The 21,527-nt window shown below is 35.5% G+C and carries 22 protein-coding genes; 2 read left to right on the top strand and 20 right to left on the bottom strand.

The features are described from left to right. Window positions 1-5: 5 nt before the first annotated feature. From essB to D569_RS0110805, 7 genes are all read right to left on the bottom strand, one after another. The gene (essB, locus tag D569_RS0110835) at window positions 6-1,292 is read right to left on the bottom strand and encodes a type VII secretion protein EssB (protein WP_018932438.1); all 1,287 of its coding nucleotides are present in this window, start codon (window positions 1,290-1,292) and stop codon (window positions 6-8) included. A gap of 19 nt (window positions 1,293-1,311) precedes the next feature. Beyond that, window positions 1,312-1,581, bottom strand: coding sequence for an EsaB/YukD family protein (locus D569_RS0110830; RefSeq protein WP_018932437.1), 270 nt, complete (start codon window positions 1,579-1,581; stop codon window positions 1,312-1,314). 12 nt (window positions 1,582-1,593) lie between these two features. Next, window positions 1,594-2,079, bottom strand: coding sequence for a type VII secretion protein EssA (gene essA, locus D569_RS0110825; RefSeq protein WP_018932436.1), 486 nt, complete (start codon window positions 2,077-2,079; stop codon window positions 1,594-1,596). Continuing rightward, a complete protein-coding gene (gene esaA, locus D569_RS0110820) occupies window positions 2,069-5,656 on the bottom strand; it encodes a type VII secretion protein EsaA (protein ID WP_018932435.1) in 3,588 nt (1,195 codons plus the stop codon). Before esaA ends, essA begins: the two co-directional genes overlap by 11 nt. 205 nt (window positions 5,657-5,861) lie before the next feature. Then, complete coding sequence (locus D569_RS0110815; protein WP_018932434.1) at window positions 5,862-6,158, bottom strand: WXG100 family type VII secretion target; 297 nt, start codon at window positions 6,156-6,158, stop codon at window positions 5,862-5,864. A 609-nt stretch (window positions 6,159-6,767) separates the two neighbouring features. Further along, window positions 6,768-8,039 carry a hypothetical protein gene (locus D569_RS0110810; RefSeq protein ID WP_018932433.1) on the bottom strand — a complete coding sequence of 424 codons (1,272 nt, stop codon included), beginning with the start codon at window positions 8,037-8,039 and terminating at the stop codon, window positions 6,768-6,770. Window positions 8,040-8,043: 4 nt separating this feature from the next. After that, window positions 8,044-8,631, bottom strand: coding sequence for a histidine phosphatase family protein (locus D569_RS0110805; RefSeq protein ID WP_033404865.1), 588 nt, complete (start codon window positions 8,629-8,631; stop codon window positions 8,044-8,046). A gap of 158 nt (window positions 8,632-8,789) precedes the next feature. Here D569_RS0110805 and D569_RS0110800 point away from each other — a divergent pair, with 158 nt between their 5' ends. Beyond that, on the top strand, window positions 8,790-9,941 hold the full coding sequence (locus D569_RS0110800) for an AI-2E family transporter (protein WP_018932431.1): 1,152 nt from the start codon (window positions 8,790-8,792) through the stop codon (window positions 9,939-9,941). A 48-nt stretch (window positions 9,942-9,989) separates the two neighbouring features. On the opposite strand, the gene D569_RS0110795 is transcribed toward D569_RS0110800, so the two are convergent. From D569_RS0110795 to D569_RS0110775, 5 genes are all read right to left on the bottom strand, one after another. Continuing rightward, complete coding sequence (locus tag D569_RS0110795; protein WP_018932430.1) at window positions 9,990-10,547, bottom strand: isochorismatase family protein; 558 nt, start codon at window positions 10,545-10,547, stop codon at window positions 9,990-9,992. Window positions 10,548-10,559: 12 nt separating this feature from the next. Further along, window positions 10,560-11,324 carry a class I SAM-dependent methyltransferase gene (locus tag D569_RS0110790; RefSeq protein WP_018932429.1) on the bottom strand — a complete coding sequence of 255 codons (765 nt, stop codon included), beginning with the start codon at window positions 11,322-11,324 and terminating at the stop codon, window positions 10,560-10,562. Window positions 11,325-11,348: 24 nt separating this feature from the next. Beyond that, window positions 11,349-11,561, bottom strand: coding sequence for a hypothetical protein (locus D569_RS0110785; RefSeq protein WP_018932428.1), 213 nt, complete (start codon window positions 11,559-11,561; stop codon window positions 11,349-11,351). 78 nt (window positions 11,562-11,639) lie between these two features. Further along, window positions 11,640-11,825, bottom strand: a complete 186-nt coding sequence (locus D569_RS0110780; protein WP_018932427.1) for a hypothetical protein — start codon at window positions 11,823-11,825, stop codon at window positions 11,640-11,642. Window positions 11,826-11,858: 33 nt separating this feature from the next. Further along, a complete protein-coding gene (locus D569_RS0110775; RefSeq protein ID WP_425401987.1) occupies window positions 11,859-12,212 on the bottom strand; it encodes a hypothetical protein in 354 nt (117 codons plus the stop codon). 144 nt (window positions 12,213-12,356) lie between these two features. On the opposite strand from D569_RS0110775, the gene D569_RS0110770 reads away from it, so the two are divergent. Beyond that, the gene (locus tag D569_RS0110770) at window positions 12,357-12,680 is read left to right on the top strand and encodes a MazG nucleotide pyrophosphohydrolase domain-containing protein (protein ID WP_018932425.1); all 324 of its coding nucleotides are present in this window, start codon (window positions 12,357-12,359) and stop codon (window positions 12,678-12,680) included. A 105-nt stretch (window positions 12,681-12,785) separates the two neighbouring features. Here the strand turns inward: D569_RS0110770 and D569_RS0110765 are convergent, their stop codons facing one another. The 8 genes from D569_RS0110765 to D569_RS0110730 form a co-directional block, all read right to left on the bottom strand. Beyond that, window positions 12,786-13,019, bottom strand: coding sequence for a hypothetical protein (locus D569_RS0110765; protein ID WP_018932424.1), 234 nt, complete (start codon window positions 13,017-13,019; stop codon window positions 12,786-12,788). A 46-nt stretch (window positions 13,020-13,065) separates the two neighbouring features. After that, window positions 13,066-13,596 carry a GNAT family N-acetyltransferase gene (locus D569_RS0110760; protein ID WP_018932423.1) on the bottom strand — a complete coding sequence of 177 codons (531 nt, stop codon included), beginning with the start codon at window positions 13,594-13,596 and terminating at the stop codon, window positions 13,066-13,068. Window positions 13,597-13,693: 97 nt separating this feature from the next. Continuing rightward, window positions 13,694-14,419, bottom strand: coding sequence for a DUF998 domain-containing protein (locus tag D569_RS0110755; RefSeq protein ID WP_018932422.1), 726 nt, complete (start codon window positions 14,417-14,419; stop codon window positions 13,694-13,696). 449 nt (window positions 14,420-14,868) lie between these two features. Then, complete coding sequence (locus D569_RS0110750) at window positions 14,869-15,603, bottom strand: ATP-binding cassette domain-containing protein (RefSeq protein ID WP_018932421.1); 735 nt, start codon at window positions 15,601-15,603, stop codon at window positions 14,869-14,871. Continuing rightward, window positions 15,579-15,956 (bottom strand): nucleotidyltransferase family protein, encoded by a 378-nt coding sequence (locus D569_RS22805; protein ID WP_018932420.1) that lies wholly within the window; start codon window positions 15,954-15,956, stop codon window positions 15,579-15,581. The genes D569_RS0110750 and D569_RS22805 overlap by 25 nt, the downstream gene beginning before the upstream one ends. Window positions 15,957-16,088: 132 nt before the next feature. Continuing rightward, window positions 16,089-17,228, bottom strand: a complete 1,140-nt coding sequence (locus D569_RS0110740) for a mannitol-1-phosphate 5-dehydrogenase (RefSeq protein WP_026287298.1) — start codon at window positions 17,226-17,228, stop codon at window positions 16,089-16,091. Window positions 17,229-17,233: 5 nt separating this feature from the next. Further along, entirely contained in the window at window positions 17,234-19,312 is a 2,079-nt protein-coding gene (locus D569_RS0110735; protein ID WP_018932418.1) for a BglG family transcription antiterminator, read from the bottom strand. A gap of 87 nt (window positions 19,313-19,399) precedes the next feature. Beyond that, window positions 19,400-21,310, bottom strand: a complete 1,911-nt coding sequence (locus tag D569_RS0110730; RefSeq protein WP_018932417.1) for a PTS mannitol transporter subunit IICBA — start codon at window positions 21,308-21,310, stop codon at window positions 19,400-19,402. Between the last annotated feature and the right edge of the window lie 217 nt (window positions 21,311-21,527).

Here is a 21,527-nt window from a genome sequence, read left to right as displayed (position 1 = left end):
ATTATCTAAGACTCTTCTTCTTCCGTGTTTTCTAAAGGGGGATTTTCTTCTCTTATTGGTTGTTCACTTTCTTCTGTTTCCAAATCTTCCTCAGACCCTGTTCCATTATCAAATCGGTTTTCTTCATCTTCACATAAATTATATTCTTCACAATATTGTTGTAACTCATCTTCTAAGTTACTAACCGTTTCATCACGTTCTGCTCCGCTTAAATTGGGATCATTTTTCGCTTGTTCATACTGTTGGATCAATCCATACATGATCAATTGCGGATCATCTAAATATTTTGCTTTATCCATCGCTAATTCAAAATCGCCACGACCATTGTAAATCCAATATAGTAAATAATCTTGATCACTATTTAAACTGATATTTTTCATAATCACGTTTTTATCGTTTTCTGATAATTGTTCAGAAGAAACGTATGAATAAGCAAGAATATATTTGGTTGCCCTAGGCAGATCCTCGGCATCTTCGCCATTTAACGTCGTTATTACGTCACTGTAATTAGATGCTAAATATTCTTCATGCGCATCCAATAATTTATGTTGATATGGAAGACTTATTAAACTAATGTATATCAGTGGCACTGCTAATAAAACGGCAATGATAATAAAAGAAATGGCAAGTCGTTTAAATAACAAGAAACGTCTAGTAGGAACCAACTTCATTGTTTTTTCTGTTTTTTGTTGCTCCGCGCTAAAAGTTGTCTGTAAATAATCAATAAATTGCTCAAGATCCTCTTGTTGATGAACCTTTTTTTCAAATTCCGTGTCTTTTGCTTTTTCTAATCCTCCGTTGTATAACTGATCAAATGTATATTTATTGGAGAGTAGCGCAATGCTAAAACACTTTAATTGTTTCAGAAAGTCTTGTTCCTCCATTTCAAAAGGAGGAATAATATTTCGTACACCGCGATAAATCATATGAGGTTCAAGGTTATCGTCAAACAGCAGATTATCAGGATGTATAAAAAAGGTTAAACGAGACGACAGGTACTTGTTCAATCTGGCAAGGTTACAAAGCAGACGTAATTTTTCATGCCGATGAAGCCGCTGCAAATCTTTCCACTGCTTCTTTTTTGGATCAATAAAAAAGGAAAAAGTGAAAGCATCTCCTTCTTCTTTCACTTCTAAAGGGACAAATGATTCCTCTGGTGCCCCTGTTAACATTCGAATTTGCTGGGGATCTTTCACTCGTGTTTGTGATTTAGCTAAGCGCAGCTCCCATCTGTCATCACTAATAGTGAATGGGAGGGACAGGTTATTAAACTCAATCGTTTTTTCTCTCATTTTTAACTTGCTCCTTCTTCTATCTAGTAGCACCTTCACATAGTACAGTTATAATATCACCACTAGTCACGGGATAGTCGATTAACATATCGTCGTCAACTAGAACGAGACCTTTTGTTTTCACTTTAAAGGCAGACTTTGATTCCTTTAACTGGTCGATTTTTAACGTGTCAATGAGATCCATTAACAGTTGTTTCACTGTAATTTGAACGGGAATGCGTAAATCATAACTCCCCCCAACACCACATTCGCTAAAATCAATCGTTACATCAATATGACTATTCTTCATCCTGTACCACTCCTAGTCAGCTAATCTCTGAAACATTAGATACATGCCTCCGCCAATGAGACAAGCAAGACCTATAAATCCAGTCATTAGTAATGAAGAACTTTCATTGTCCACTTCTTCTTCCGTTGAACTTGCTGCTTCAGGTGCAACATAATCCTGAGTAAACAATGCTTGCTTCGTATCATCAATCATGGTATTCGCCTCTAATTCGGTAGCAAATAAATCTTGTTCTAATTTGTCTATTGAATCCTGCTTTTCTTCTTTAATGGTTGATATGACCTCTGTAGTCTCGTCTTTAAATAATTCTGGGAACCTCTTCTCTAATTCTGTCTCCCTTTTACTGCGTTCCTCTTTAGAGTCATTCTCCATGATCCGATCAATTTTCCAGTTGATTTTTCCTTTACTCTCATCGTTATCTTCTGCTGACGCAGACAAAGGCATCAGCAGAAGAAACAAACAACAAATTAAGATCATTTTGCTTATCGATTTAAGCAACATTCTCATCATCCTCTGTTACCTGACTAGATTTTCTCGTAACAACTAACAGATTGGCTAATACCGCAAGTAACGCGATCACAATTAGACCAAATACGATAAACCCGTAATCAGACGATCCTTGCACCACTCTGTTTAATAATCGTTCGACATATTGTAATGGAGACAAGTCACGCCAATCTCCTACTCCAGATAAACTGTTCGTTAAAGCATTTGTTAAGAATAGGTACATACTCAACACGCCAAGTAAAAGGAACATACCGATCATTTTCAGTTGTCGTAGTAAATAAGTTGCTGTGAGAACCATGGTAAACATAATTAAAATCAGTAACCCGGTCCAAAGAATTAACTTTCCGCCACTAATTTGAAGTAAATAAGCGGACACTAAACCTAATACTAGCCCTTCTAACACTCCGACAGAAGCGATGATACCAGTGATTAAACCATTTTGGCTTACGATAGATTTTTCCTCTTCAAATTGATTATCTGCCATTCGTTTTTGACTAATAGTTGAAATTCCATAGCCTGTAAACAAGGCAACTAGGAAACAGATCAAGACAAGGAAATAGGCTGTAAATGTATCGGCTCTTTCAACAATGACTCCTTCATTTCTGGTTTCTACCGGATTAGCCAAGAAATCATATAAGTCTTCATTTTGTCTATCGCCGATTCGACTGTTTGCCATCACATTGGTGAAGTTATCTACAAACTCCTGATCACTCATTAATTTATTTGTCATATTGGTAGCAAGTACTTCAGCCTCTTGAATTAGATCTGATCCACTCTGCTGAATCGTATCAGCCTGTTCATCGATTCGCTCAAATGTTTGATAAACGGTTTCTGCTTCATTGAGATTATTGGATGCTTGATCTGCCAGAGTTTGACTTTGACTAAATACCGGTTGGAACCCTTCACTAAGGGACATCACCATTTGCTGTTCTTGCTCGTTTGTATTTTGTATTTCTGACTGGCTGTCTATCAAACTTAGACTTTGTTCTCGCCATTCAGTGATATCCTCTAATGTAGCCTGTAGATTTTCATTTAAAATACGGGCTGCTTCTCTTGTATTCACAACGGTAGATGCTAATTCATCAGCTTGTGCTATCGTTGTATTAATATAACGACGGTAATCTTCCATTTGTTTTTCATAGTTCGCTAAAGGCTCTCTTATTTCTTCCGTTACATCAGCAATTACTTGATCTGCAATATAATCTGTCAGTAATTCTCCAACATCTTTATTAAACAGTGCAAATAATGATTGATCGGATGCCATCTCTGTTAAGCTTTCATCCTGATCCACACTAGCACAATCCTCAGAATCAGGGTCTACATCATTACAGGCCAAATCTAAGCCAAAGTATGCTTCATAAGATGATAATAATCTCTGATATGGTGCAATAGTATCTTCAACAGCACGGATTAAATCTTCTGTAGCATCATCAATCACTGGTGTTTTAACGGTATGACGAATATAATGATGATCTATTTCTACTATTTCAATTTCTTTCTGCTCTTCCTCGTTTTCATTAGGATTTTCTTCTTCATCATTATTTTCACCGTCTTCACCCGGTGTTTCTTCCTCTTCACCAGTTGAGCCATCATCTTCTATTGGATCTTCTTCACTTCCTTCTTCAGATCCATCATTCTCCCCTGGATTTTCTCCATCTTGATTGGATTCATCACTGTCTTCTCCAGTATTCTCATCTGATTGATCGTGCTCGTTTTCACCGTCATTTGAATCACTTGAATCTTCTTGATTATTATTGTTCTGATCATCATTACCTGTTCCATCATCCTGGTCAGTTGATGAATCTGTCTCAGTATCCTCGTCTGTTTCTCCCGTATCATCTACCGATTGAGCAACAGTATAACTAGCAACTATTTGAGTAGGTTCTTCCGTCGTAGGTTCTTCTTCTTCAGCTTCATCATCTTGTTCCAATTGTTCAGCATCTTCTTCATCAATTTGATATAACTCCCACTTCCATCGCTTCATGTCATATACATCTAACGGTTGATCCAGATAATCATCTTTTAATCGAAGTGTTAACGTTACCGTGAATTTTCCGTTCTGAAAGGTAGGTAATTCGATTTCCTCATTTTCCTGATAATTATAAATTGTATGGTCTTCCCCATCTGGAAGTTGGATTGATAGTCTGCTAATGGCAAAGCCTTCCGGAATATCGGTAACCTTAAATTCTCTCAGTGGCTTTTCCGACTCAGGTAATATGACGGTATCTTTCAGTTCTACACCATTTATATTTAAATCTTCTTTTAACGCTTGAATATGTTCCGGTAATATCAAATCACGATTAACCGGATAGACTTCGTTAAATTCATCATTATATTTCTTTGTTACTTTCATGACATTTTGTATTTCTTTAATCATTTCCGGGGAAAGATCACTTTCTTCTAATGCTTCCTCGTCCAGAGAAGGTAATTGCGCAATTTGATCTTCCACTCTATCTAGCAATCTATCTTGTTGTGAAGCTAACAATGCTGTCACTTGATCATTTCCATCAAACGCTTCGTCGATAAACGTCGCTAAGCGTTCTTTAACGTTACTATTTATCGCCACTATATCAAAGTTCTCTTGTTCTTCCTCAATTGTTTGTAATGCGGTATTCAAACGATTTTGTAATCCTCTAGTGTGAAATGCAAGATTTTCAAGAGGATCCTCTTGATTTTCATTATTTAGTTGAAATTGTGCATTAATGTAATCATTAGTATCTTGAAGGTTTTTAAGTTGGCTGTTGACATCGCCATTATCTAAACCATTCTGAAAGCCATTTAATTGTTCTGCAAAGTCATTGTGTATCGCACTATTGGATTGTTGTGTTTCTTCTACATCTTGAATATTAGATTGATAGTCTTCAAAGCTACCTAATTGTTCCACTAAGTTTTCTTCGTATGAATTCAATGTATTTTCAAAACCACCAAAAGAATCTTTCGAAACTTCTGTATTATCTTTTATCATGGTGAATTGGTTGGTATAACTGGATAATGGATTATGAACTGCATTATTATAGGTATAGGTTAGTTCTTCGTATTCTTCTACAAAATTCGCAACATTATCCTGAGCTTCCTGCAGGTTACCAATTACACTTGCAAAATAAACATCTATAATTCGACGGTTAAAATCGTTTAATATGTTACTTGCTGTTTCCTCTGCTTGAGCTCGAACAGCCTCACTGTCTGAAGCATTGATTTTATAATTTAATACCACTTGTTCCGGAGACTCTGAATCAATTGATAATGCTTTTTCGGTAAAATCTTTCGGAATCACAATCATCATGTCATATGTATTTCGTTCTAATCCACTCTCCGCGACACCGCGACTAACAACAAACCATTCATGGTTATTCTGGTTAATGCTTTGGACAAATGCATCACCAAAACCTAATTCCACTCCATCAAACGTTGCGCCATCATCTTCGTTGACAAGTGCAATCGACATTCTATCTTCTTGTATATCTACATCTTGAGAAGTGGTGTCACGATCTAACGATACATACGATAGACCTATTATTAATGTTAGAATCAGCACCAAAAAAATGGACAGCTGTAAGATTTTTTTCTTCATGTTTTGACATCTCCTACCTATTATTTCGATAATAAAGATACTTTACGTAAGCACCATACTATATTTTTAAAAACGTATATATGAAGGAAATAATGACATAAGGGGATATAATTAAAAAGGCAGTATGAGGAGCTACACGCTAGTAATTATCGTGTAGCTCATGACCTAAAATCATAAAACTAATTCCTTCAACAAATACACTTAGTTATCTAAGACCAAAATTTTGAGAAAGTGCTTCGTCTTGTTCCTGAACTGCCTGAGCTGTACTTTTCAATTGAGTTTGAATCTCTAATAAAAGTTGTGAAAAGTTTTCAACCTTTGGAACTAACTCAAGGAATTGTTCGTCAAAGCGTTCAAATGAACGACCTTCCCATTCTCCACGTAGTTGTTCTTGTAAATTTCTCAATTTACTTAATACTTCGTTGATTTGATCTGAACCTTGACCATATACTTCTGCTCGTGATTTTAGTTCCTCAGGCGTCATACGAATTTGTCCTGCCATTTTCTTCATCTCCCTTTTTAAAAAGATAGGTGAAAGCTAAGTACTTTCTGATTATTAGATTAGAAGATTCTAACATTTAAAGTCAACAGATAATCCCATAATATTACAAAAACAGAACAATATACCTAATCCATGATTAAGTCGACAAAACATTGATGTTTTTCACTAAAAAAACTGGCCTTTCTGACAAAATACAACATATTTTTATCTTTTTCGTTCCCTCCATTTTTACATTTTAAGGAAACTATTAAATCGAATGTTTTAGAATACTTTGAATTAAGGATTTTTTGATGGATATATTATCCTATTTAATTTTTTAGCTTTTCTCTTTTTGAATTTATGAATTGGAAGCAATTTATCTATGAATGGATATAAAGTGTCAGTGATCATTAACGTTAACTTTCCACACTACCTATATATATTTAGAAATTACTAGAAAGAAATGGGGCTAATAGTTCGAAAAAAAATTTACAGAGGTGGTCCATTTGAAATGTAATTTTCATCCGGGGTGAAAATGGAAATAGTGAATTATCCCTCCCCACGGTTTTAAGTATCCAGGCGAGGGAAGCATCATATTCCGAAGAAATATTAAGCTAAGATGGAGCAGTTTTATAACTCGTTTAATGTAACGACTTCACCGTTTATTGCATGAATTCCATATTGACAATCAAACGCCCCACATAAGAGGTATTGATTTTCTTTCCTATCATATACATAACATGGCTTCAATTGAAATTCCTTTTTTAATTTGTTATATGCATCTTCTTTGGTTACCCTTACTTCTCCGAACTTTTGAAAGGAATCAAACATTTCCTCGATATCCTGTGTGTCCATAAAATTGACGACTTGACTAGTTGTTGTATCGATAACAAGTAGCAACTTCGTTTGAAACACAAGGTTTGTTTGGCTTTCTAATTTCAGTAACGCATGAAGATAGCCATTTTTCCGCGAAAGTGTATGTAATCTCCATTTGCCAGTATCATCTGGGTATACTTTTCGTAAAAAATCAATGACAGCTTGTACAGATTCTTTCTCTTCTTCGGGACTGATTGGAACAGCATCAGGAGACGGCTCTTGTGCAAATGCTTGTTCTGTTGTAATTTCTTGATTCCAATCAATCTCTTTCCTTTCAAAAGGTTCGTCAAGTTGTGTTTGCCAATCCAGTATTTGATTCACATCTACGAAAGCCCCTCTGTCATCCATCCTTAGAAAAGGAATGATTGACCTGTTATCATTTGTAATATAAGACTCCTCAACCGCATAAACAGGAATTAAACATTCCTTTTCGAAGGAGGGAAAGTATACTAACTGCAACTGTTCTTTTGCGATTTCTTCCATTTTTTGCAATGAGAGTGTATACTTTTCTTCATTTACTAGTGCTTTTGAAGGGAAATTGCCATGAACAGTAAATGAAGTAAGTTGGCCTTTACTATCCCATTCAACATCTATGAAACCTCCGGGTGAGACAGCAATACCATCGGTACATTCTTCAAACAAAAGTCTATTTTCCTCTTCCTTTTTCAATTGAAAATGTTTGCCATATGTTAATCTTGTTTCTTTTTCGATCCAGTTTGTAATGATATTGGTGTCCAAATCGTCAAATGTTACACCATTGTCTGCATATGTTTTTCCTCCTACAAAAATGGCACTATTAAATTGTTGAGTATGTATATCCATTTCAATAGCAGCTGTGCCTTCTGGATTTAATTCATCATCCTCCTCTACAGTCACTTGATCTGGAAACCATTCCATGCTTAAGATATATTTCGTTTCATTAAAAATAGTAAGGCTTCGTTCGATACTATGTCGTTTTAAATAATAATTACCTAGGCCAAATTTCGTTTTTGTCAACTCTATTAATTCTTTGATTCTATCATCCATATGGTTAACCCTCCATCTCACTCCATATTCTCTCTACTTCTGTTAAACTATTATTATCATCAAAAGTTAGTCTATAGATGTCCGGTTTTGAGGTGCTTTTCCAAAAATCATATCCATAACGCTCAGCAAAATAGTTCATAATAATTGTCATGATGTTTCCATGTGTCCCTATCACTATATTCTTTCCTTTGTTTTCTTTAATCACTTGCAAAATAGTAGGAATTGCACGTCTTTGAGCCTGTTGGGTAGATTCTCCGCCTTCTAAGCAAAATGCTTTATTGTTAAAAGATTGCTCGATAGCCTTTAATAGTTCTTGTTCAGGAAGTCTATATTCTAATCCTTTAATTGGTCTTTCCTTTAATGTTTCGTACTCTTTAATGGTTAATGCTTTGTAAGTGGCAAGTTCTTGAACAGTTTGAATTGCCCTTGTATATGGACTTGAAACAATTGCTGCTATATCTATATCCTTTAGCAATGCCGTTACTTTCCTAGCAGCTATTTGTCCTTCTCGCGATAAACCGCGAACTCTCTCTTCCCCTAATTTGAAAGGAGATTCTGCGTGACGTACCATATATAAGACTGTTGTCAACATGTATCCTCCTCTCATTTGAAATAATACCATATAATTACTTTTCATTCATTTTAAAATTATTGGAAGTATACCTCTATGATGATAATATTTGGTATATAATTAATATTATAATGAAATAGGATAAAACTATATTACATAAATAAGGGAGATGCAGAATAATGGAGTCATCCGACCGATTTTTAAAGTTTCTTGGTGGTAAAAATATCTTTTATATTTTAATTTTCTTCATTCTAATTGGGATTACAATCTTCATTTATTCGAAGGTTTCTTTTATCTTTTACCCACTGAAGGTTATTTTTTCTACACTGGCACCACCAGTTATTTTAGCCTTTATTGCCTACTATCTATTGAACCCGATCGTAGATTTGTTAGAGCGGATTCGTATTCCGAGAATTTGGGGCATTATTATTCTGATTCTCGGTATTAGTGGAGCATTAACAGGGATTATTTTATTAACCGCACCTGCTATTGAAGCACAGGTAAAAGGTTTAGTAGAGAACTTTCCAAACTATTTAAGTCAACTTGGAGATAGCATGACGACATGGATTCAAAACTCTTTCTTAGGACCATATTATGATGATGGTTACAACTGGCTGATGGAAAGATTAGGAGAACTTCCAGAAATAATCGGAAATTATTTAACTACTGGGTTTCAAGGGATACAAAATATTGCAAATACCATAACCACTACTGTTGTATCCATTATAACCTTTCCATTCGTATTATTTTTCCTATTAAAAGATGGGAAGAAGTTCAAACAATTTAGTATAAAACTATTTCCACCTAAGTTTCGTGATGATATGAAGCAAATTTTATCTAATATGGATACCCAAGTAGGTTCCTATATCCAAGGTCAAATCATTGTTGCATCTGTGATTGGTATCTTGCTATTTATTGGCTATCTCATCATCGGCCTTGATTACGCATTTACGTTAGCAATTGTTGCAGCTGTTACGAGTGTTGTGCCTTATTTAGGTCCAACCATTGCCATCATTCCAGCCATTATTATTGCGATTGTCAGTTCACCATTTATGTTATTAAAGCTAGCTATTGTATGGATAGCGGTACAATTTCTAGAAGGTAATTTCGTATCACCTAATGTTATGGGAAGAACAATGAAGGTTCATCCATTAACTATTATTCTGGTTCTACTCATTGCCGGAAATTTATTCGGTATCCTCGGGGTGATTCTCGGAATTCCTGGCTATGCGATTGTGAAAGTTATCGTAACCTATCTGTTCCACAAATTCAAAAAACGATATAACAAATATTTTGGAGATGACCGTGGACATTATGAAATCGAAGAATGATCAAAGCATCTGTTTTCTTTGCATAGAAAGCAGGTGCTTTTCCCATTCTTAACGGTATCTATCATGAATTGGATTAAACAAATCTTCAGCACTATTCCTAACGATTGAAAAATTGTCTACGTTATAATGACCATGAAGTGTTTCATTATGATGCTGAATGATTTGTTGTGCAGTTAAATGTTTGGAGTCAGAAGTAGAGTGACCATCTCCAACTAGTGTTACGTCAAAGCGATTGATTGTTGCCGTTCTAACAGCTGTATCAATGCAATGCTCCGTCTTACACCCCATTATCACAAGATGTTCTACGTTGGCATGATGTAAATGTTCTTTTAATGGAGTACCATAAAATGAATTAGTAGCTTCTTTGTCAAATATCACTGCCGTGGTTGGCACGTTTATATCTTTGTGTATCTGAAACCCTGGACCTTCACCACTGGCAACATCTAAATCTCTTATAAAAACAATTGGGATTCTCTCATCTAACGCTTTTTGAATAACTGTATTAATATTTGTAATGATTCGTTCTTTATCAAACACACCTTGTTCTTCCGTACTTCCTTCCATTAAGTCTTGCTGAGCATCGATTACCAATAACGTTTGCTTCAATATTTCTCCTCCTTAGCTATTAGAAGTAATTAGTCGCAGTGCCCCATGAAAAAATGGCATATCCCTATGAAAACCAAATTTTTCATCCCATTTTCCTGATTCAAGATCATCTTTTAATCTTTTCACTAACTTGTGTTCCACATCGTTCAAAAGAAAACCCCAAGCAGATTGAGATTGACGTATTTCTTTTTGAAGAAAGGCTTCCGGTCTTCCATAAAAGGCCTCCTGAAATCCATCTTGACAATCGATCGGAATAGGAATTTTTTTTACGACTGATTCTCCTCCCAATATTTCTGTGATATCCTCTATTTTCGGATATCGCGCCTTTTCTACTTCAATCAATTCTGGAAAATAAAAAGCATTCCAGAAAACATCTAATGCATCAGGATCATAAGTCATGATAACAATTTGATCTTTCGTGACTCTACGAAGTTCTTTTAACCCTTTTTCAAGATCTGGCCAATGATGTATCGTAAGTGTAGCCATGGAAGCATCGAATGAATCTTCATCAAAAGGTAAGGAATCTGCAGTTCCAATAACTGCAGGCACTTTATTAGATTTCAGACGTTGTTGCCTCATTGAGCTGGATGGCTCCACTGCAACAACATAACGATCATTAGGTTCATAAGATCCACTACCAGCACCAACGTTAAGCACCGTTTGTGATGAACCAAGAGCTTCTGTAATATATTGGGCAATCCTTGCGTCTGTCTGTCTATAAGTGGAATATTGCTTACCGTGCCCATCATAATTAAAACTAGGGTTTTCTATATCCATGGTACTATCCCTCCTTTAATACAACTAATTAATAAACCGAATATGCTTTAATTGCGTTTTTATTCTATCTAGCTTTTTCTTCAATTTGTTTCTGTTGTTAGGGAGTAATTCAATGTTTGATTGGGAAGCAATAGTTTCTGCTACACGTTCAATCGACATATGATCAGTGTCAATCTTGTGCTGAAAAATATCGTTGGCTAAACCTTTCATACATCTATCTGTTGTTCCAATAATCAATTTGATCACCTTAATTTTTTGTAGTAATAGTGAAGATATTAAATTAATGAAGTCGCTAAAAAAGAGGTTATTTCATTATTAATTTTCATCTGCTCTTTTTTTACTAAAATAATTCCAAGTATAATAAACAATCCAGAATACAATTACAGAAAGTATCGCAAACGGCTTTAATTTTGGAGGTAAATAGATTGCAAGAATAATCGAAATTAGTAAAAACGGTGGCATAAGTATCCAGTAACGCTTGTTTTTGAAGTCTTTAAACATAATATTTCCTCCTTTAACTCCATAAAAACTCTTTTATACAACCAAGAAATAAATAGCTACTGAAATAAGCGCTGGTACTAGTGCCCCCTGGATTTTACTTTTCTTCCAGACATCTAACGTACAGGTAACACCACCCACAATCAAGATGACAATTCCAATATATTTGATGAAATGAATCCCAAAAAGATTTCCAACAGAAGTGAGAAAGTGGCCAATTAAAACAAAACCTACCGTAAAAATAGAATGGGGAGATGTAAAATCTTGCCTGGCAGAAGCCCTATCCTCGGAATCCATTCTTATATAAGCACTTATAACCATAATAGTCAGTGTTCCCCACATAATAAGGAACGTGATTAATGAATCATAATCTATTCCCAAATCTATCACATCCTGTCAACCTAATCTCTCGAAAAATCACTCTCCAATAATTGTAACTCATCAGAAAAGGTTTTAACACCTAAAATTCCATAATTTACTACATATACATTATTGTTTAAACTAGAGGGAGCGATGACAAAGGAGGTAAACAAATTGAATGTTAACGAATTTCAAGATTGGGTAAAGGAACATTATGATCAAAGGGGTTGGACAGATTTAGATATTTTCGTACGTATTGGTTTCTTAGCCGAAGAAACAGGAGAAGTCGCTAGAGCTATTAGAGCTTTAGAAATTGGCAGGGATAGGCCAGATGAATCGCCAGGAACCATGTCACAGCACAAGCAAGAATTAACAGAAGAACTTGGTGATGTTCTTGGTAATATCATCGTGATTGCCAACAAATACGAAATCCCACTCGAAACAATTTTTCAATCTCACCGCGATAAATTAGATAAACGTTTTAATTCAAATAAGTAATGATTCTGGCAAACTATTTATATGATACAGGGCTTTCTTTTTACTTTCCTAGACAAATATGAGCTGTTGAAGATTTCATCAGCTCATATTAAAGAAGGAGATTTCTTAATCTTCACTAAAGCTTGGTAACACACCAATAATCAAACCTAATAACATTATTAGTAATCCTATTATAGTCAGATGAAGTGAGAGGAAACCACCAAATATAGTTAGATGAATACTGAATAATTGTGTCTGAACAATAGTCGGTTCTATAAATTCAATATGCTTCAAAAATATCAAAGCGATGACAACTACGACTATTAAACTAAATAAAATAATTCCTACTATCTCTGGCATTATTACACTCCTAAAAAAGTCTATACTATTAAGCCCTAAGCGATTGTTACTTATGATATTCCATTAACCAACAATCTTGATACTCCCCTTCGTGCAGCTCATGATTTGGAAGTATTCTAACTTTTTTAAATCCGCAATTTTCATAACATTTTAATGCTCTTGAATTTGTAGTTTGGGGATCCATAACTATACGATCTGCATTTTTATATTTAATTAAATATTCAACCATGGAAGAAACAAGTAATGTACCAATACCTTTATTCCAAAATTTTTCTTCACCTATAAATTGATCCATGCCATAAATATTCTCATCAACATATCTATATTCTTCCTTCGTTTTATCGTCTAGTAGATAGAATTGGATATATCCTATATCTCTGTCTTCATATTCTACTATACACTTAACTGTTTCATCTTTAGGATCATAAAAATCTTTTTTAACTTTTTCTAAATCAAAGGGATTGTCTCTTCCCTCGTAAAACTCAAGAACTGACGGTTTGGAAAGCCATTTTGCTAATTGGTAGCTATCTTCTTTTTCTATTTTCCGAACTTTTAACTTTTTATTTTGAAATAACACTTATACTTCTCCCCCCGAATCAAGTTACTTCACTGAAATTAGTATTAGCCTTCAATTGAATTTGAATGTCTTCAACTCGATATTCGTATTGCTTCACTTACCTTCCACTCCTTTCAAAGTTTAAATTTCTCCAAAGAACAACCGCTGTAATTACCATCCAGAAATAGACCGCACCATAAAGTATTCTCTGCAAAAGCCCACCTGGAAGACTGATGAATGGAGGTTGATAAAATAGAAATATTAGTGAACATGTGGTAACTACGGTACAAATACAAGTAAAGATGGCTAATGAGGGTTTTACGTTTCGAATAGCAATACTTATTAGTACTAATGCAGGAATTTGAACAATCATACCTGGCATGGAACCAAGCGTATGCCAAAGAAAATTTATATCAGCAGGAATAATACCGGAAATGTTATAGCTAAGTCCAAAGATTACCAATAATACGGTAGCTATGCTTGTCTTCTTATTATCTGGCCAAAATTGATGTAAAGCTATAGCGCCAACAAATATCACAATGCCTGTAACCGCAATTGTCCAATTCATTAACAAATGGTATGGCGAACAAATTTCATACGGTGCGAGTGGATAGGTATTCGTTCCACATGATGTAACACCTAAATCACTCATCGGTTGATCGAGAGAATGATATGGTGCAGTAGTTGCTTGAATAACGATATACTCAAATATGAAATACAAACTTAATGATATCCAACTGACAAAACCAATTCTAGCAATGATCCTGCGTTGATTCCGTAATAGCAAAACTATAAGAAACGAGATAATGGTTAATGCAGCCATCAAAATGTAAGATGTATACATTACATGCCTCCCAAATATATTCTTAAAATTATTTTAGCATATAATTCCAGTTAATTTTCATTAAAATAAAAGGATTGCCACGCTCGGCAATCCTTTTATTAATAATACCTAAACCAAACAAACCACTTATACTCTTTATTTTTCGCTAAAAAATTTGACCTTCTAAAGCACTGGCACTTAACCCTTCCCATTTAGGAAAGTACAACCTGACTAACCATGATTTATCCGCAACTGATTATATCCCCCGGCTTCCTTGGATTTCGCCAATTAACCAAAGGAGGGAAACGAGCTCTTTCGAAGGATAATTAACTCTCTTCCTTGAATATCATCAATTATCAATGGAAGAGAAATACTTTTCCAGGGAGTAAGGTGAGCCCTTCCGGGGATAATTGCCTCCCTTCCCTGGATATCATCGTTTATCCAAGGAATTGAATTTTAATGCTCTTTTTTTAATAATGCTTCTCTAATTTCTCCAAAAGCTTCTCCCATTCATGTTCGAGTTCTTCTTTTTCTTGATGCAATTGTTGCAATTTCTCCAAATCGTCCGTTTCCAGCAGTTTCTTTTCTATCGTTATAATGCTTTCCTCTAAAGTTTCTATGTCTTTCTCTAAATGGTTATTTTCCACACGCTGATTAGTTGATGTTGAATCTTTCTGTAAGGATGATTTCTTCTTTTTTTCAGTACATCTCTGGACTTCTTTCCCTCTAAATTCAACCATTTTCTGCTTTGCCCAATTATAATCTCCTTCAAAGCAGTAGAGAGTCTGGGCTTCAATCCAATATATTTTAGTAAATAGCTTATTAAGGAAATAACGATCATGGGAAACTGCTAAAATAGTACCTTGAAATCCTTCCAGTGCTTCTTCCAACACTTCTCTCGAGTCAATATCTAAATGATTCGTCGGTTCATCGAGAATAAGCAGATTAATATCTTGATACATCATCTGTGCTAACCTTAAACGCATTCTTTCTCCTCCGCTAAGCTGAGCAACTTTTTTAAATACATCATACCCATAAAACATAAACCTTGCTAAAATCTGTCTAGCTTCTCCTTCAGCCACTTTCACCACATCTCTAAACGTCTCGATAACTGTTTCGTCCTTGACATCAAAAAATATATTCTGAGAAAGGTAACCGATTTTAACATTGCTGCCAACTCTCACTTCTCCTTGGTCCGGTTCCATTCCTTTGCTTCATTCTTAATAGAAGTTATTATTCCTTTATCTATAATAACTTCTCCTTCCACTACCATTCTTGGAAATGATGGTCTTGCACTTTCACAGTCACTTGCCAAAAAATCTTTATAGGAAGTAAGGTTATGAACAAAAATTTCGATATTCCAACCCAAATCAATGATAGACTCCCTATAAGCTGCTTGAATATTACAATCAAATATGACGATATCTAAATTAGTTGTTTTAGTTGCTTCTCCTCGAATCACACTTCCTGCTAAAAGTGCGCCCTGACAATTTCTAAAACGATTTTGTATGAACTTACCTGCCGCTTCTCTTGGTGATAACCTGTTATATCCTTCCATGTCCATCACCCCTTTTCGAGACTTCAATTCAAGTTTACATTCAGAATATACTAATTCAACGTAAATGCGCAACGCCTTGTATAAAAAAAGTCCAGCTACTTTTTGTACGTAACTGAACCATTTTTTCCTTATTTATTTTAACAAATCATATTGTTTCACAACTTCTTGCGTAATTTCACTATCTTCTGCAAGATTACTCACATCCTGCAACACTTTGGCAATTCCGCTTTCTTCGATCATCGCTTGAAGTTTTACTGCTTCTTCATCCTCTTGATGATCAAATAATAGCGCCGCAGCAATGGCTTTTGCTAAGTTTATAAACGGCAAGCCTGCTTTTTGTGCTTCTGTTGCAGGGCGAACCAAACGATCTTCTGGTCCAAGTTTTCGGATTGGAGCACGGCCTACTCTTGTTACACCATCATTTAAATATCGATTTTTGAATCTCTCAACAATTTTGCGAATATAGTTAAAGTGCTCTTCTCCATCTAAACCATATTGCTTCACTAAGTAATCACCAGTCTCTTTTAACGTTGCTTCCACTTGTTTCTCGATTGCTTCATCTGCTAAGGTTTTATCAATCGTTGACTTGCCATTTAAGTAGCCAAGATAGGCAATGACTGCATGTCCTGTATTAACCGTAAATAGCTTTCGCTCAATAAAAGGAGCAAGCTCATCAACAATCGTCATTCCTTCAACTGTTGGAATATTTTCTTTTGTTTCGACAACCCATTCGTAATATGGCTCCACTAATACATCAAGTGATTCATTATCTTCTTGTATTGGTACAATACGGTCAACTGCAGAATTAAAGAACTGCACTCGTCCTGCTAATCTTTCTTTTGTATCTTCATCAAGATTGTCTAAAATATGTTGCTTCAAAATATCTGTTGCACCGATCTGATTTTCACAAGCAATTACATATAGCTTTTCTTCTGTTTGGTACACTCGTTCAGAAATACCACGTGCAATTAACGGTGCAATTCTTGGCAAAATGTTAGGGCCGATAGCAGTAGTCAAATAAGTTGCGTTTGTAATTATCTCGATCACTTCATTTTCCTGGGTCATATTGTTGAGGCCAGATACATGGTTAATCGTAGTTGTTTCTTGTTTATCTGTTGCTAACTTTACTTGATAACTCTTTTGTTCATTTAATTGATTGATGATTTTATCGGCAATATCAACAAAAGTTACATGATATCCTGACTCAGAAAATAATGCTCCGATAAAACCTCTACCGATGTTTCCTGCACCAAAATGAACTGCTTGTTTCATGATGATCATTCCTTTATCCATTTATTTTGAAGGTAATCTGAAAATAACTCCTCTAGCTTACCTTTAATCATTGCTTCACTTGATGACGAAAAAATCATCAATGCTGCATCATTCTCAATCAAACTAGTACTGATGAGACTTAATATTTCTTGTTCTTTTAAACTTAGATTTTCGGGAGATAACATTAATAGTACATTTTTTAACTGTACTTCCTTGCCATCCATACCTTTAATTACACAAGGATGTTCTAAATGACAAACTTGAAAAATAAGCTGTTGAACACTGTTATCACGGCAGTGAAACAATCCCATATTCGTACCTGGAATTCCTAGACCGCCCACTTTCTCCCTTTCCTCTAGCTTCTCAAAAACTTTAGTAGCATCTGTAATTAATCCTTCTTGTTCTAATTCTGCTGTCATCTCTTTTAACACTTGCTGATAATCGGTGTTAACCTTCCAATATATGCGTAAATTATTCAAGATGGATTCGATACTGGTTTGAACATCTTTCATCTCCTGTAAAACATCTTGCAAGCTTGAAGGTGCTTGTAACTTTCCTTTACCTTTGTCCTTCACATATTCATTCTTACTGGTTAGTTGTTGAATATTATTCTGCAGGAAGCTGCGAATCATTTCGATGTCTTCATCACTTAATAACGGTGATACTAAGATATAGTGAACATCATCAAACGGAAGTCGGACAGTGGAAATAACAAGATCAAACTTATCTAAATTCGACATTTCCATTTCTTTCATGGATTTGATCTCGACAGAATTGATTTCCGTAAATTCTTTTTGGATCCGACTTGCTAGCATCTTGGAGGTACCTATTCCGGTTGGACAAACAATAACAGCATGTATCACTGTCTTCTCTTCATTCATTAATAATGCCGAGCCAAAATGCAGAACGATAAAAGCAATTTCATCATCTGGGAAGCTGATGTCAGGAAATTCTTTCTCCAAACTATTCCGAACAGCCATAAATAACACGGGATATTTCTTATTTATTTGCTCTGTTAAAGGATTAAACAATCCCATCTGATGCTTTAACCGAAAAATCGAAGGCTCCATATGGGCTAGCAAGCCCTGAAATAATGAAAAATCTCGAGATAAATCAACATGTAATTGGCTTGAAACATCTTGAATAATATTCTTGATAATCTGCCCGAGCATAATACTGTCATAATCTACCGTCTCAGAATCTTGCAATTTGGACCCTTTTAAAATAACCGCTAAATAATGAACATCTTTCTTTGTTAATGGGATCGATAATTCGGATTTTAAATCGTCACATAACTGACTAATTAGCTCAAATGCTCTTGTCGATTGTTCATCATCTAGTTCTGTTGCTTCCTCCAACACAAAATCATGCTCTACCCGTTGCAACGTTATTGCTATGTGTACGATAAGCCCTAAGTAATCATTATCTGCTAATCTTGTCTGCCCTCTGTCAAACAAATGATGTACCATCTCATCAATTACGACAAGGTAATCCGGAGAAAAGTAACTGAGTACAGAATCGTCTAATTGATTATTCCTTTGTAATAGATACAAACTTGCTAAAAGCTCTTCATGGAAATGAAACAAAAAATAAGTTGCTAATGCTTTACGCATATTCGCTTCACTACCAGCTATACTTACACCGACACCTCTTTTTCGTGTCAATTCAATCGAAAAATTCGCTAACCAATCTGTCAGATCATCCAAATAAGAAGCAAGCGTTGTAACACTTACTCCTAGCTGTTTTGCCAACACTTGCGCCTTAAAAAACGATCCTTCATGTAATAATGTAATGAGTAGTTGCAGCTTTTTTTCTTCTGGTGTTTCATCTGTTGGATGTACATGGTACAACTGCTGCATTAGCTTAAAAATATTCTCATTTTTTCCATCAATCATCAGACCATCATTGGTTGTACGCTTCAATTGTAACTCAAAGGACTTCAAAATGTTTTCAACAGCCTTCAAATCACGCTGTACTGTTCTAACACTTACATGAAGATAGCTTGCAAGTGAATGTGGTGTGTGCTTACCAGACGTCTTCATTACTAAATCAATGATTGATTTTTCTCTTGACGTTATAAACATGCTACCCACTCGTTTCTTTTATTAAATTCTCAGGTAATATACAGAATAGAAAGACAGTAACATACCATCTTTCTACTCTTTTTTGGATCATTTACTATTGATAATGTCTAATAATTCTTTCGTTGTTTGCGCTTGTACCATCTGTTCAATATTTTCCTCATCTGAACAAACCACAGCGATACCAGAAAGAATATCTAAGTGCGTACCATCTTTTCCTGCGATACCAAAAATTAGTTTTGCTTCTTGACCATCAAAATCAACACCATTAGGTACTTGAAGAACAGTAAATCCTGAACGTAATACCGCTTTTTTCGCTTCTTCTGTACCATGTGGAATTGCCACATTATTTCCCATGTAAGTTGAAGTCACATTTTCACGATCGATCATTGCATCAACATAACTTTCTTCTACATAACCGTTTTTAACTAACACTTCACCTGCAAAACGAATAGCCTCTTCCTTCGTAGCAAATTCCTGATTAAGGAAGATATTCTCTTCGCGCAACAAGTCGTCATCATCGTGATCATGATTTGCAGCCGTTACATCTGCTTCTGTTTCTTCAACCATTTCAGCTTGTTCTTCAGAGACACCATTTTGCAGACTGTCAATTAACTTGTCATATTCCGGACTTGATAAGAAGTTATCAACTGAAATGTGATAAGCATTAGGTAATTTATCTTTCGCACGTGGAGTTAATTCTTCTTGTGTAATAACTATCTGTGCATCATTTGGTAAATTACTAATAGCTGTATTGGTGACAGAAACGTCTAAATCTGCAGCTTTCACTTTTTTACGTAATAAGGAAGCTCCCATTGCACTTGAACCCATTCCGGCATCACAAGCAAAAACAATTTTGTTTACACTTTCCGGAAGCGTTCCTGGATTAGATTGCAGTGCTCCAGCAACAGAACTTTTTCTTCCTTTCATTTCTTGCATTTTTTGTGTAGCTTCTTCAATATCTTCGTCTTCTTGTTTACTTGATTTTAACACAAATCCAGAAACAACGAATGAAACAATCGTAGCTACGATTACAGCAGCAAAGTTGGCGAAATAAACACTTCCTTTACCAGGTGTAACTGCAGCAATCGCAAATATACTACCTGGTGATGCAGGAGCTGATAAACCTCCACCTAATAGTACTAAGGTGAAAATTCCACTCATACCACCTAGAATAACAGCAATTAACAGCAGCGGGCGCATTAATACATATGGGAAGTAGATTTCATGAATACCCCCGAAGAAATGAATGATTCCTGCTCCCGGAGCTGATTGCTTTGCAGTACCTTTTCCAAACAGCATAAATGCTAATAAAACTCCAAGACCTGGTCCAGGGTTTGCTTCTAATAAGAAAAGAATAGACTCACCTGTACTTCTAGCCTGTTCCAGTCCAATTGGAGAAAGAATCCCATGATTGATTGCATTATTTAGGAATAAAATTTTGGCAGGTTCGATAAAAATACTTGTTAATGGTAATAATCCTGCACTAATTAACCAATCCACACCTGCAACTAGTAGTTGAGTAAATCCATTTACAGCTGGGCCAATACCCAAGAATGAAAGAATCGCAAGTAGTCCACCAAGAATCCCAGCTGAAAAATTGTTCACCAACATTTCAAAACCAGATCTAATTTTTCCTTCAATTGCTTGATCGAACTTTTTAATTACGTAACCACCAAGCGGCCCCATAATCATGGCACCTAAGAACATCGGAGTATCTGGTGCACCTACAATTACCCCCATTGTAGCGATCGCACCTACGACACCACCACGCTGGTCATGAATTAATTTACCACCTGTGTAACCGATTAACAATGGTAGCAAGTAAAACACCATTGGATCAACTAATTTTGCAAGGTTTTCATTCGGAAGAAAACCATCTGCAATAAATAACGCAGTAATAAGTCCCCATGCAATAAATGCACCAATGTTTGGTAGTACCATCGAACTAAGGAAGTTACCAAACTGCTGGACTTTTACCTTTATGTTTGACTGAGCCATTATATTTCTCCCTTTCCATGTGTTTTTTTATATCCCTCAATTAAATCATATGACACAGTTATCCTACCTTCAAGATACTTGAAAACTAACTTTGTCGCACGGCTGATGACAAACCTATTTTTTCTTCAGTGACGGGATTTATACATAGAGTAAAGGGCAACAATCACAGTACTTGATCGCGATAATAAAAAATCACCATATCAAGATGGTGATTAGA

The organism is Gracilibacillus lacisalsi DSM 19029 (assembly GCF_000377765.1).
GTDB classification, from domain to species: Bacteria; Bacillota; Bacilli; order Bacillales; family Amphibacillaceae; genus Gracilibacillus; species Gracilibacillus lacisalsi.
The sequence above is the reverse complement of the archived record's forward strand: the minus strand, read 5'-3'. Positions and strand labels throughout refer to the sequence as shown.